The 12,697-nt window shown below is 66.2% G+C and carries 9 protein-coding genes and 1 tRNA gene; 3 read left to right on the forward strand and 7 right to left on the reverse strand.

The features are described 5' to 3' along the window. Positions 1 to 96: 96 nt before the first annotated feature. Together ACZ9GA_RS10600 and ACZ9GA_RS10605 are read right to left on the reverse strand one after the other, a co-directional pair. Positions 97 to 909: a class I SAM-dependent methyltransferase gene (locus ACZ9GA_RS10600; RefSeq protein ID WP_457362716.1), complete on the reverse strand. Its 813-nt coding sequence runs from the start codon at positions 907 to 909 to the stop codon at positions 97 to 99. 13 nt (positions 910 to 922) lie between these two features. Further along, positions 923 to 1,735 carry a crotonase/enoyl-CoA hydratase family protein gene (locus ACZ9GA_RS10605; protein WP_457362715.1) on the reverse strand — a complete coding sequence of 271 codons (813 nt, stop codon included), beginning with the start codon at positions 1,733 to 1,735 and terminating at the stop codon, positions 923 to 925. A 277-nt stretch (positions 1,736 to 2,012) separates the two neighbouring features. Between ACZ9GA_RS10605 and selA the strand changes: the two genes are divergently transcribed. The 3 genes from selA to ACZ9GA_RS10620 all read left to right on the forward strand — a co-directional run bounded on the left by selA (position 2,013) and on the right by ACZ9GA_RS10620 (position 5,392). After that, positions 2,013 to 3,389: an L-seryl-tRNA(Sec) selenium transferase gene (gene selA, locus ACZ9GA_RS10610; protein WP_457362714.1), complete on the forward strand. Its 1,377-nt coding sequence runs from the start codon at positions 2,013 to 2,015 to the stop codon at positions 3,387 to 3,389. After that, positions 3,386 to 5,287 (forward strand): selenocysteine-specific translation elongation factor, encoded by a 1,902-nt coding sequence (gene selB, locus ACZ9GA_RS10615; protein ID WP_457363758.1) that lies wholly within the window; start codon positions 3,386 to 3,388, stop codon positions 5,285 to 5,287. Before selA ends, selB begins: the two co-directional genes overlap by 4 nt. 9 nt (positions 5,288 to 5,296) lie before the next feature. After that, positions 5,297 to 5,392, forward strand: a tRNA-Sec gene (locus ACZ9GA_RS10620). A gap of 336 nt (positions 5,393 to 5,728) precedes the next feature. Here ACZ9GA_RS10620 and ACZ9GA_RS10625 read toward each other — a convergent pair. From ACZ9GA_RS10625 to ACZ9GA_RS10645, 5 genes are all read right to left on the reverse strand, one after another. Further along, entirely contained in the window at positions 5,729 to 7,816 is a 2,088-nt protein-coding gene (locus ACZ9GA_RS10625) for a TonB-dependent receptor (RefSeq protein ID WP_457363757.1), read from the reverse strand. Positions 7,817 to 8,027: 211 nt separating this feature from the next. Next, positions 8,028 to 8,987, reverse strand: a complete 960-nt coding sequence (locus ACZ9GA_RS10630) for a D-isomer specific 2-hydroxyacid dehydrogenase family protein (RefSeq protein ID WP_457362713.1) — start codon at positions 8,985 to 8,987, stop codon at positions 8,028 to 8,030. Beyond that, the gene (locus tag ACZ9GA_RS10635) at positions 8,984 to 10,129 is read right to left on the reverse strand and encodes an acyl-CoA dehydrogenase family protein (protein ID WP_457362712.1); all 1,146 of its coding nucleotides are present in this window, start codon (positions 10,127 to 10,129) and stop codon (positions 8,984 to 8,986) included. The genes ACZ9GA_RS10630 and ACZ9GA_RS10635 overlap by 4 nt, the downstream gene beginning before the upstream one ends. Further along, positions 10,126 to 11,478, reverse strand: coding sequence for an LLM class flavin-dependent oxidoreductase (locus tag ACZ9GA_RS10640; protein WP_457362711.1), 1,353 nt, complete (start codon positions 11,476 to 11,478; stop codon positions 10,126 to 10,128). The genes ACZ9GA_RS10635 and ACZ9GA_RS10640 overlap by 4 nt, the downstream gene beginning before the upstream one ends. Before the next feature lie 20 nt (positions 11,479 to 11,498). Then, entirely contained in the window at positions 11,499 to 12,455 is a 957-nt protein-coding gene (locus tag ACZ9GA_RS10645) for an ABC transporter substrate-binding protein (RefSeq protein WP_457362710.1), read from the reverse strand. Positions 12,456 to 12,697 lie beyond the last annotated feature (242 nt).

Here is a 12,697-nt window from a genome sequence, read left to right on the forward strand (position 1 = left end):
TCGAACCCGTAGCCGCTGCCGCCAGGCTGCGCTGGCCCTCCGCCTCGCTGAACATCTCCAGGGTTCACCCCGCCCAGCGCAACCTGGCGGCAGCGGCTACAGCCGCACCCACGCACACACCTGGGTGGGTCCCAGCAGCTGCGCACGGGCTTGCACCGTGGCCTTGCGCAACCGGTGCTCCAGGGTGTTCAACTGCACCGCGGCTTCATCGAGGCCCCCCAGCCTTATCAGATGGGGCATCAAGGTGCGAACCGCCTCGGCCGCCCAGCGATAGAAAAGCGCATCGGCGCCGCCGCCAATCGGCCGCTCACAAAACTGCTCCGGCGGCGGCAACCCTGCGTCGTCAAAATGCCCCAGCATGCTGCCCGCTGCGCTGGGGCTGCGTGCCCCTGCGTTCAGTGCGTCGAACAGCCAAGTGCCCACTTGTTGCCAGAGTGGCACCACGGGATGGGATTCAAGCATGGGCGCCTCGATGGCAATCTCGTGCAGCCCAAGCACCCCGCCAGGTCGCGCCAGGCTGGCGGCCTTGTGCAGAAACGCCAGCGGGTCGGCCTGGTGCAGCATGATGTAGCGGCCGATCACTGCATCAAAGCCTTCAGCGCTGGCATAAGCCTCGATGGCGCAGGCCTGAAACTGAATCTGGGGCAGGCGTGCCAGCTGCGCCCGGTGCCGGGCCAACGCCACGGTATCGGCATCCAGGTCGATGCCGATGACCGAGCCGCTTTCGCCCACCGCCTGGGCTACCAGCATCGACACATCGCCAGCGCCGCAGCCCAGGTCCAGCACACGCATGCCGGGTGCGATGCCCATGTGGCTGATCAACCGCGAGGTGATGGGTGCCAGGACTCGGGCCTGGAACATCAGGCGTTCAAGCTCTTGCGCAGAATGGCCGAATACGTAGCCGGGCATGGTGTTTACTCCCTCAAGGGTGGGCCAGCGGCAGCGACTGCTGCTTGTGTACCAGCTGGGTCATGTAGGCCAGGCTGGGCCCTTGCAGCCGCAGCGCCGCGTCGACCCATTGGGTGGTGGTGTCCAGCAGCGTGTCGTAGGTGACGGGGCAGGCCGCCTGGCGGGCCGCGTAGATGGCAGCCAGGCCATTTTTGCGAGGTTGGGCGTTTTGCAGAAACTCGCGCACGGCGGCCAGGCCCGTGCCGGTAGGCACTACCTGATCGACAAAGCCCATCTGGTGGCAGGCCTGGGCCGAATAAACCGAACCACCGGTCATCATGGCTTCGGTGGCCCGCGCGCCGATGCGCCGCGACATCAGCGGGTAACCGCCCATGCCGGGGAACATGTTGAAGCGGATTTCCGGGAAGCCAAAGCTGGCCTGTTTTTCGGCGATGATCACGTCGTTGGCCAAGGCGGCTTCCAGCCCGCCGCCCAGCGCGTCGCCTTGAATCAGGGCCAGGGTAATCAGGCGTGGGCTGCCATAGTGGTTGAGCCGACGGTGAATGATGTCAACGCACTGGGTGGCGTAGCGCGTCAACGCGGCGCGATCGTGGCGCTCGATGCAGTCGATGAAGTGGGCCAGGTCACCGCCCAGGCTAAAATAGCCGGGGGTGGCGGACGCCCAGATGTAGGCATCCACGGGGCAATGCGGCGCGTCCAAATTCAGCGCCGCATCGCAGGCTTGCATGGCGTTGAGCATGGACGGGGTGAAGGTGGGGATGCTTCGTGGCGCCAGGTAGCCCCACAGGGCCTGGTGCTCAGCGTCATAGTGGGTGGTGTATTCCATGTGTCAGCCCCTGTAATGGAGGCCTCCATGGTGACCAGCAACGCAGGCGGGCGAAACTGTAAGAGTTGACAGGAGGCATATGGCCATCAATGGCCCGCCACGTAGCCGCTGCCGCAGGCTGCGCTGGCCCTGTGCCTCACTCGAAATCTTCAGGGTTCACACCGGCCAGCGCAGCCTGGCGGCAGCGGCTACGGTTCGCGGGGCGGTTGCAGGCTGAGTCCGGCCGGTATGCCGCCCACCGGCTACGCTCTGGGTGTCCACTTTGAAAGAGGTGCCCATGCCCCATCTGCCTTCCGTCGATAGCTTGCTGCGCCAACCCGCCTGTGCGCCGTTGTTGGCGCGTTATGGCCGCAGCGCCGTGCTGGGGGCGTTGCGTGTGTTGCTCGATGACCTGCGTGGCGCCATGCCCATCGATGCGCTGGAATGCAGCCCCGATGTGTTGCTGGGCCGCCTCAGCGAACGCCTCATTACCCAGCACCAACCGCGCGTGCGCCGGGTATTCAATCTCACCGGCACGGTGCTGCACACCAACCTTGGGCGTGCGCTGCTGCCCGAGGAGGCCATCGAGGCCGTGCAGCTTGCCGCGCGCTACCCGCTGAACCTGGAGTTCGACCTGGCCACCGGCAAGCGCGGCGACCGCGACGATTTGATCGAAGGCCTGATCCGTGAGTTGACCGGCGCCGAGGCGGTAACGGTGGTCAACAACAACGCCGCCGCGGTACTGCTGGCCCTCAACAGCCTGGGGGCGCGCAAGCAGGGCATCATTTCGCGCGGTGAGCTGATCGAGATCGGCGGGGCGTTTCGCATCCCCGACATCATGGCTCGCGCCGGGGTGAAGCTGCATGAGGTGGGCACCACCAACCGCACCCACGCACGCGATTACGAAGCGGCGATCAACCCGCGTAGCGGTCTGCTGATGCGCGTGCACCGCAGCAATTACAGCATCGAAGGCTTCACCGCCCAGGTGCCCACCGCCGAGCTGGCCGGCATTGCCCGCGCCCATGGCTTGCCGTTGCTGGAGGACCTGGGCAGCGGCAGCCTGCTGGACCTGACCCGCTGGGGCCTGCCCGCCGAGCCCACGGTGCGCCAGGCCTTGGCCGATGGCGCCGATATCGTCACCTTCAGCGCCGACAAGCTGCTGGGCGGGCCGCAGGCGGGGCTGATCGTGGGCCGCAAGGACTTGATCGCCACGATCAAGAAGAACCCGCTAAAGCGTGCCTTGCGGGTCGACAAGCTGACCCTGGCGGCGCTGGAAGCGGTGCTGGGCCTTTACCGCGACCCCGATCGTCTCGCCGAACGCCTGCCCAGCCTGCGCCTATTGACCCGGCCCCAGGCCGATATCCTGGCCCAGGCAGAACGCGTGAAAGCCGCCGTGGCCCAGGCCGTGGGGCAGGATTGGGAGGTCGCGGTGGCACCGGCCCTGGGCATGATCGGCAGCGGCAGCCAACCGGTGGCGCGCCTGCCCAGCGCGGCGCTGTGCCTGCGCCCCCAGGTGCCCCGGCGCCTGCGCGGCCGCCAGTTGCTTGATCTGCAGACGCGGTTGCGCGCGCTGGCCATCCCGGTGCTGGGGCGTGTCGACGATGATGCGTTGTGGCTGGACCTGCGCCAGTTGGATGACGAGGCAGCGTTCCTGGCCCAGTGGGCCACCCTGTGATCGTCGGCACCGCAGGGCACATCGACCACGGCAAGACCGCGCTGCTGGCGGCGTTGACCGGTCAGCAGGGTGACCGCCGCCGCGAGGAGCGCGAGCGCGGCATCACCATCGACCTGGGCTATCAGTACGCAACGCTGGAACGCGGCGCACCGCTGACCGGCTTTATCGACGTGCCGGGCCACGAGCGTTTCGTCCACAACATGCTGGCCGGTGCCCAGGGCATCGACCTGGTGCTGCTGGTGGTGGCCGCCGACGACGGCATCATGCCGCAGACCCTGGAACACCTGGCCATCGTCCAACTGCTGGGCATCCCCCAGGCGCTGGTGGCCATCACCAAGTGCGACCGGGTGCCCATCGAGCGCGTGCGCCAGGTGCAGGCCGACATGGGGCGCCTGTTGGCCACGGGGCCCTACATCGCCGCGCGGCAGATCGCCGTGTCCAGCGTCACCGGCGTGGGCATCGACACACTGCTCAAGACCTTGGTGATGATCCAGCGCGAAGTCCGCCAGCAGCGCGACGCCGGTGGTTTTCGATTGGCCATTGACCGCGCCTTCAGCGTGCAGGGCGCAGGCGTGGTGGTGACCGGCACGGCGCTGGCCGGGCGCGTGCAGGTGGGCGACAGCCTGGTACTGGGCATTGATGGCCGGCCGGTGCGGGTGCGCGGGCTGCATGCGCAGAACCAGCCAGTGGACAGTGCCGAGGCCGGCCAGCGCGTGGCGTTGAACCTGGCGGGTGAGCGGCTGAACGTGGAGCAGATCCATCGGGGCGATTGGCTGGTGCCGCAGTGGTTATTCGCGCCTACGGTGCGGCTGGACATCGAACTGCAGATTCTGGCCAGTGAAGAACGGCCCTTCGCCCATTTCAGCCCCGTGCACGTGCACCTGGGCACCCAGGACGTGACCGGGCGGGTGGCGTTGCTGGAAGGCGGCCAGGTGCTGCCGGGCGGGTGCATGCTGGCGCAGTTGCTGGTCAATGCGCCGTTGCAGGCGGTGCGCGGCGACCGCCTGGTGCTGCGTGACCAGAGCGCCCAGCGCACGGTGGGCGGTGGCCGGGTGCTGGACCCCTTCGCCCCGACCCGTCAGCGCCGCAGCCTGGCGCGCCTGGCGCAGTTGCAGATCCTGGCCAGTGCCCCAAGCCTGGAAAGTGCGCTACCGCTGCTGCTGACCAACAATGGCTCGGGGTTGGACCCGCGGCGCCTGGAACGGCAGTTCAACCGTCTGCGCGAGACCTGGCGGTTGCCCGCGGGCGTGTTGGTGATTGCCACGCGGCAAGGGCCTTTGCTGTTCAACCAGCATCGTTGGCAGTCGTTGAAGGTCGCGCTGCTGGCGCACCTGGAGCGGTTCCATGAACTGGAAATCGACCAGATGGGACCTGACCGTGACCGGCTTCGGCGCTTTGCCGCCTTGCCCGTGGAGCGCCCAGCGTTCATCAGCCTGGTGGATGAATTGTTGGGCGAGGGGGCGGTGGCGGCGACGGGGCCGTGGCTGCATCTGCCTGATCACCGTCCGCACCTGAGTGAGGCCGATGAGGTGTTATGGCAGCGGCTTGAACCCGTGTTGTGCAGCAGTGGATGGGTGCGCGACCTGGCCAGCGCCACGGGGCAAGACGATGCCAGCGTGCGCACGCTGCTGCGCAAGCTGGCGCGGTTGGGTTTGGTGCATCAGGTGGTGAAGGATCTGTTCTACGCCGATGCCACGTTGCGTGAGATGGCGGCTATGCTGAGGCAACTGAGTGCAGCCCATCCGGATATTCAGGTGGTGGCGTTCAGGGACAAGCTGGGGCTGGGCCGCAAGCGCAGCATCCAGGTACTGGAATTCTTCGACCGCATCGGCCTGACCCGGCGGTTGGGCGAACACCGTCGCCTGCGCCCGGAGAACCCCCTGGCGCAGGACGATTGACGCATCAAAGGAAGGCAATCGCGCCCGGTGGCGCGGCCGGGCTTCAAACCCGGTTGGGGACGGCAGCCGTTCCCGGGCAGGTTCGACTCCGGCTGCCTTCCGCCATTTTTTGTGGGGGTTGGGTTTGGGTGGGGTGTGGTACAGGTTTGGCTGGGGTTTTGTGGTGGTGTTGAGATCGAGCGCCGCCCGCGCGGCGCTTCCCGGGCACAGCCCGGTCCTACATTTGTTGCAACGTACCATTGCCTGTGAGATCGCCTCGTCCGCCTTGTTAGTTCACTGCAGATCTGTAGTGAACAAACAAAGCGGACCAGGTGATGGCACTCACATAACTGGCCCGAAACAAATGTAGGACCGGGCTGTGCCCGGGAAGCGCCGCGCGGGCGGCGCGCGGTCTCATGAACACCGAAAGAACATCGTCATACGCCCTGCAACCTCCAACGACTACAAATCATACCGAACACTCAACAAAACCGTCCTCGGATCATTAATCGAATAATACCGCTGCCCACTCGACGGCACATACCCCACCGACTGCGGATACGCCCGGTCCAGCAGGTTCTTCACCGCCAGTGTCGTAGTCCAGTGGCCATCAGCACTGATATACCGCGTATTGGCATTCCAGAACGTCTGCTTGGGGATTTGCTGAATGTCGTCGTTCAAGGCGTTGGCGTACGACCGGGTCTGGAACTGCGCATCGGTACCCACCAGCACCTGCCCCGGCAGGCTGACCGGCACGGTGTAGTTCAGCCCCACGCTGGCGTTCCACTTAGGTGAGAACACCAGTTGCTTGCCATCGGCATCCACGCCGGCACCGGCGGCGTTCTGGAAGTCGTCGTAACGGCTTTGCAGGAAGCCCACGTTGGCCGTCAGTTGCAGGTCGCGGGTCAGCGCGGTCAGGGTTTCCACTTCCACGCCGTAGGTGTGCGCCTTGCCCACGTTGGTGCGCAGGCTCACGCCCAGGGCCGGGTCGTAGGCGTTGGTCTGCAGGTCCTGGTAGTCGTTGTAGAACAACGCCACGTTGGCGCGCAGGCGCTGGTCGAAGAAGTCACCCTTGAAGCCGGTTTCGTAGGTGGTCACATCCTCGGGCGAGAACGCCGTCTCGGCCGCGGCAGCAGTGGGCGCGCGGTTGTCGTAGCCGCCGGCCTTGAAGCCCTTGGCCACGTAAGCGTACTGGTTCAGGTGCTCGGTCCAGGCGTATTCCAGGCCCACCTTGGGGCTGGTGCTTTGCCAGGACTTGCTGGCGTCGGCCGTGAAGTTGACCCCGGTGATCTGCCGGCTGGTGTTGATGGCGTAGTTGGTGTAGTCGAAGTTCTTGTGCTCACGGGTGAAGCGCAGGCCGGCGATCAGCGACAACTGCGGGGTGAGCTTGTAGCTGCCCTGGCCATACAGCGCGTAGCTGTCGGTGGTGGTAGTGCTGTATTGCCCTTGGCCCACCACCCGGCCGCGGGCGATGGAGTAGGTGAGGTTGTCGCGGTCGGCGTCGAACTGTTCGTGGTACAGGAACACGCCGGTGGTGAAGCTGAACCGGTCGTAGTTGCCGTTGAGCTGGAAGTCCTGGGTGGCGTACTTCTGCTTGTACAGGATCAGGTTCTGCTGGATCAGCGCGGCCTGGCCGGAGTTGTCGTAATCCACCGGCTGGTGGAAGGCCGAATAGGCGGTCACCGACTTGAAGCTCAGCTGGTCATTGAAGGCGTATATCGCGCGCAGCACGGCGCTGCCCTGGTCCAGCTTGTTCTTGGGGTCCAGGCTTGAGTAGCTCTTGAACTTGTCGAAATGGCCGTCGGCGTCGAAGGGCGTGTAGCTGGTGGTGTCGCCGCGGTCGAAGGTGCCGGCCAGGGTCAGTTGCACGTCCCACGGCGAGTCGTCGGGCTTGAAACGCAGCTTGCCGCGGTAGGACTGGATGTCGATGTTGTTGACGTGCTTGCCGCGCGTGGGGTTCGACACCGTGCCGTCGCGCGAAAGGCTGGTGGCCGAGAAGCTGCCGAACAGGGTGTTGTCGATCAACGGGCCGCTGATCAGCAGGCGCGCGTTGCGGGCATCGAAGCTGCCGCCGCCCAGTTCGAAGAAGCCTCTGGTTTGCTGATCCGGGTCGCGGGTAATCACCCGGATGGCCCCGGCGCTGCTGTTGCGGCCGTACAGCGTGCCCTGGGGCCCGCGCAGCACTTCCACGCGCTCCACGTCGTTGAAGTCGAGCATGGAGGAGATGGCCCGCGGGATGTACAGGTCATCGGCGTACACCGCCACGGCCGATTCCTGGATCGGGTCGGTCTCGCCGATGCCACGGATGCCGTAGGTCTGGGCGCTGTACGAAATTGACTGGTGGCTGAGGGTCAGGTTGGGCACCTGGCCGGACAGGTCACGCACGTTGCGGATCTGTTTGTCTTCCAGGGTTTTTTCGTCGAAGGCGGAAATCGCCAGCGGGGTTTTCTGCAGGTTTTCGCTTTTGTGCTCGGCGGTTACCGTGACCGTGGGCAGCGCGGGGCTGGCAGGGTCTTCGGCGAAGGCGGCGGGGCTGGCGCCGAACAGCATGGCGAGGGTGAGCGGGTGGTACGCAAAGCGCGGTGTTGGCATGGCGGTTCTCTGTTTTTATGGGGTGTTGGGGGCCTCCTCCTGGCGTCGGGTCGGGGGTTTTGTAGCCGCTGCCGCCAGGCTGCGCTGGCCGGTGTGAACCCTGAACATCTCCGTCGATGCATAGGGCCAGCGCAGCCTGGCGGCAGCGGCTACGGGTTGTGCATGGTGCTTAATATCCGCGGGTGCGGTCGGCGAGGTTGTGCAGGGGCTGGTCGCTGAGGAAGCGCTGCAGGTTGTCCAGCAGGATGTCGGCAATGGCCTCGCCGCCCCGGGTGGAAATGGCCGAGGTGTGCGGCGACAGGCGCACCTTGGGGTGGTTGTACAAACGGTGGCCTTCGGGCAGCGGCTCGGGCTCGGTGACGTCCAGCGAGGCGAAACCCAGCGGGCCGTGGTCCAGGGCGTGCAGCAGCGCTTCCTGATCCAGCAACCCGCCGCGGGCGATGTTGATCAGGTGCAGGCCCGGTTTGGCGCTGGCCAGCACGTCGGCGTTGATCAGGTGGCGGGTGTCCGGCGTCAACGGCGCGGCCACGACCAGGTGGTCGGATTCGGCGAACAGGTGGTGAATGTCCCGCGCCGTTTCCACGCCGTCCACGCCCAGTGGCGTATCGCTCTGGCGCAGGGCAATCACCCGCAGGCCCAGGGCCTGGGCCTTGTGCGCCAGCGCCGTGCCGATGGAGCCAAAACCGAGGATACCCAGGGTCTGGCCCTTGACCGGGGTCAGCGCGGTGAACTGCCAGTCGGCGTCGTTCACCCAGATATCCGGCAGGTGCTTGTTGCGCGCAAAAATGGCCGCCAGGGCGAACTCGGCGATCGGGTCGCTGGCGCTGCCACGGGCGGTGGTCACCGGCAGGCCGTCGAACAGCCACGCCGGGTAGAAGTCGATGCCCGACGAGGCCAGCTGAATCCAGCGCAGGCCGTAGGGCCAGCCCGGCGGCGGGGTGTCGGGGGCCTGGTAGCCGCGCACGTTGATGGGCCGGCCCATGAGGATGCGAGCCTCGGGCGGCAGGTCGCTGGGCACGCCCACCGGCACTTCGATCACCTTGATGCCGGGGTGGGTCTTGGCCAGCCGCTCGCGCAGGGCCTGGTTGAACGTTGCATCCAGCTGGCTGGCGATGACCAGGTCGCTCATGGCTTGACTCCTGTGGTGAACGCGGCAAAAGCGGCCTTGCCGACACCGGTGAAAATCGCGTCGTTCTGCGGCGTGTGCACGCGGCTGCACAGCACGTCGCGGTAATGGCGTTGCAGCGGGTTGTGGCGCGACAGCCCCGGGTTGCCGGAAGCCTGGATGGCCAGCTCCACGGCGCGGATGGCGTTGTCGGTGACCAGGTACTTGATCTGCGCGGCGTGCTGCGGCGCGGTCAGGCCCTGGGCCGCTGCGTCCAGCAGGCTGCGGTTGTTGAACAGCAGGGTGTCGATCTGACCCACGGTTTCCTGGAAGCGCGGCAGGCTGGACAGCGGCGCGCCGAGGTTGGACGGCGTGCGCTCGGTCAGCCATTGCACCAGCCAGTCGCGGGCGGCCTGGGCCACGCCGTCGTACACCGAGGACAGCAGCACCGACATCCACAGCAGGCCTTCGGGGTCCAGTTCCGCTGCCGGGGCGCTGGCGGGGCTGACGCTGACGGCGTGCTCCAGGGGGATCAGCACGTTGTCGAACGTCACCTCGTGGCTGCAGGTGGCACGCATACCCAGGTGGTCCCAGGTGTCGACGATGCGGATACCGGGGGTGTCGCGGTGCACCAGCCAGGCACCCACCAGCGGGTCATCGTCATCGCTGCGCGCCCACACGCTGTACCAGGTCAGGCCGTGGCTGCCGGTGGAGTAGATCTTGGTGCCGCTCAGGCGCCAGCCTTCGGGCGTGCGCCGGGCGATGGTGGCGGGCAGGCCGCCACGGGCCGGGGTGCCCAGGTCCGGTTCCACGCGCAAGGCGTTGATCAGGGCGCCGTTGCGCACCGCGTCCTCGGCCACCTGGCGGCGCAAGGCTTCGGGCCAGCTGCTGGTGCCCAGGCGCGAGTGCTGCAGGTATTGCATCACCAGGATCAGCGCCGTGGACGGCTCGCCCCGAGCCACGGCGGCGATCACGTCGCGTGCCTGGGCCAGGGTGGCACCTGCGCCGCCGTAGGCCTTGGGCACGGTGTAGCCCAGCAGGCCGTGGCGGTGCAGCAGGGCGAAGTTGTCGGTGGGGAACTGCCCGGTGCGGTCATGAAACTCGGCGCTGGCGGCCAGTTGCGCCGTCAGCGTGGGCAGCAGGGTGCGAAAGCTGAATTCGCTCATGCCAGTTCTTCCTCGACCGGGGCCTTTGCCGCCACCGGGGCTGCATTGCGGTTGGCCGGCGCGGCCAGGCCCAAATGATCGCGCAGGGTGCTGCCGGTGTAGGCGTCGCGGAACAGACCGCGTTGCACCAGCACCGGCACCACTAGTTCGGTGAAGTACTGCAGGCCGTCGGGCAGCAGCGAGGTGACGATGAAACCGTCGGCGGCGCCGGCCTTGAACCAGTGCTCCACCTGATCGGCGACCTGCTCGGCGGTGCCGACGAAATCGCGCTTGGGCCGTGAGTAATGCAGGGCCACTTCACGCAGGGTTAGGTTGTTGTCCCGGGCCAGTTGCTTAATGCGGTCACTGCCACCTTTTTGACTGTTGGCTCCCAGGTCGCCGACGTCGGGGAAGGGCGCATCCAGCGGGTACTGGCTGAAGTCGTGGTCGTCGAACGAACGGCCCAGGGCGACGATGGCATCCTCGATGCTGACCAGGTCCACGGCCTGCTGGTAACGGTCTTCCACCTCCGCTTCATCACGGCCGACGATGGGCCGGATGCCCGGCAGAATCGCCAGCTTGTGCGGGTCGCGACCGGCTTCCGCGGCGCGACGCTTGAGGTCCTGATAGTAGGCGCTGGCCTGCTCGAAGTTCTCGCCATGCACGAAGATCGCATCGGCATTGGCCGCGGCGAAGTTGCGGCCGTCCTCCGAGGTGCCGGCCTGGAAAATCGGCGGCTGGCCTTGGGGCGAGCGGGCGATGTTCAGCGGGCCCTTGACCGAGAAGAACTCGCCCTTGTGGCCCAGGGTGTGCAGCTTGGCCGGGTCGAAGAACTGGCCGGTCTGCTTGTCGTAGGTGAAGGCGTCGTCTTCCCAGCTGTCCCACAGGCCCTTGACCACGTTCACGTGTTCACGGGCGATGCGGTAGCGCGTGGCGTGGGCGGGGTGCTCGGGCTTGCCGAAGTTGTCGGCCGTGCCGCTGAGCCACGAGGTCACTACGTTCCAGCCGGCGCGGCCGCCGCTGATCAGGTCCAGGGAAGCAAACTGGCGCGCCACCTGGAAGGGCTCGGTGTAGCTGACGGTGACGGTGGCCACCAGGCCGATGTTCTCGGTGGTGGCGGCCAGGGCCGAGAGGATGGTCAGCGGTTCGAAGCGGTTCAGGTAATGCGGGCTGGATTTCTCGTGGATATGCAGGCTGTCGGCGATAAACGCGAAGTCGAACTTGGCCGCTTCGGCCAACTTCGCCTGCTGCTGGTAATACGCAAGGCTCGTGCTGGCGTTGGGCAGCGCCTTGGGGTGGCGCCACTCGCCCCATCCGTGGCCGACGCCGTGGATCATGGCTCCAAGCTTGAGTTGGCGTTTCTGGGTCATGGTCATACTCCTTTGATCAATCACTGGGCGCTGGCGGCGATAGGGGTGCTGGCGTTGAAGCTGGGGTCGAAGCCGTGGGACACGTCCACCGGCTTGGTCAAGATGCCTTCGCTGCGGTATAGGTCGGCGGTCTGCTGCAGGCCCTTGATGACCTGCGCGTCGATGGGCACGCGTTCCATGTGGGTGTTCTGCGCGGCGGCCAGCTGGATCTCCAGCGGCAGACCGGTGACCTTGGCCATGGCGGCGGCGTATTCACGCGGGTGGGCGTTGGCCCACTGCCAGGCGCGGTCCACGCGAGCGACGAAGTCCTGCAACTGCACACGCTTGTCGGCGATGGCCTGGCTGGTGGCGGCCAGGTACAGGTGGTTGGTGAGCAGGGTGGCGCCGCTGACCAGCACGCGCTCCTGGCCACTGGCGGTGGCCACGGTGGTGTACGGGTCCCACGTGGACCAGGCGTCGACGCTGCCGTTTTCCAGCACCACGCGCGACTCGCTGGGCAGCAGGAAGGCGAAGGTCACGTCGCTGGTTTTAAGCCCCGCCTCGTGCAGCGCCTTGATCACCAGCAGGTGGCCGATGGAGCCCTTGGTGGTGACGATGCGCTTGCCTTTGAGGTCAGCGACCTTCTGGATGGGCGAGTCCTTGGGCACCAGCAGGGCAGTGGTGTAGCGGCCGTTGAGGTGGGTGATGCTGACCACTTTCAGCGGCGCACCGGCGCCCAGGGCGAACACATAGGGCGCATCGCCCAGCGCGCCGACGTCGACGGCGCCGGCGTTCAGGGCTTCGCCCAGGGGGGCGGCGGCAGGGAATTCGGAGAAGTCGATGGTGTAGGGCACGTGTTCAAGTTCACCCGAGACTTGCAGCAGGGCCTTGATGGTGGACTTCTGGTTGGCGACCTTGAGCGGTTGCAGGTCGGCGGCGTGCACCAGGGTGGCGGCCAGGCTCAGCAAGGCGGCGGACAGCAGACGGGAGAGGGGCATGAAAGCGCTCCAGTGTTAGGGATGGGAGGGCCTCCGCCGGGTGGGGGGTCGGTCTGGTAGTGAGAATATGACTATAAGAAATGGCTGTGAAATTCTTTTTGGATCTATGCTAATTATAAAATATGGTAATTAATATTCACATGATTATGCGATCTATTGCTTGTGTGGGAGCGGGCTCTGCCCGCGAAAAGACCACCGCTTATTCTGACCCTTTGCAGTGTCCTTTTCGCGGGCAGAGCCCG

The organism is Pseudomonas sp. TE3644 (assembly GCF_056278815.1).

Bases quoted from the DNA above. Each gene is read 5' to 3' on its own strand.
- ACZ9GA_RS10600 (WP_457362716.1), bottom strand. From the start codon at position 909: ATGCCCGGCTACGTATTCGGCCATTCTGCGCAAGAGCTTGAACGCCTG.
- ACZ9GA_RS10605 (WP_457362715.1), bottom strand. From the start codon at position 1,735: ATGGAATACACCACCCACTATGACGCTGAGCACCAGGCCCTGTGGGGC.
- selA (WP_457362714.1), top strand. From the start codon at position 2,013: ATGCCCCATCTGCCTTCCGTCGATAGCTTGCTGCGCCAACCCGCCTGT.
- ACZ9GA_RS10625 (WP_457363757.1), bottom strand. From the start codon at position 7,816: ATGCTGTTCGGCGCCAGCCCCGCCGCCTTCGCCGAAGACCCTGCCAGC.
- ACZ9GA_RS10630 (WP_457362713.1), bottom strand. From the start codon at position 8,987: ATGAGCGACCTGGTCATCGCCAGCCAGCTGGATGCAACGTTCAACCAG.
- ACZ9GA_RS10635 (WP_457362712.1), bottom strand. From the start codon at position 10,129: ATGAGCGAATTCAGCTTTCGCACCCTGCTGCCCACGCTGACGGCGCAA.
- ACZ9GA_RS10640 (WP_457362711.1), bottom strand. From the start codon at position 11,478: ATGACCCAGAAACGCCAACTCAAGCTTGGAGCCATGATCCACGGCGTC.
- ACZ9GA_RS10645 (WP_457362710.1), bottom strand. From the start codon at position 12,455: ATGCCCCTCTCCCGTCTGCTGTCCGCCGCCTTGCTGAGCCTGGCCGCC.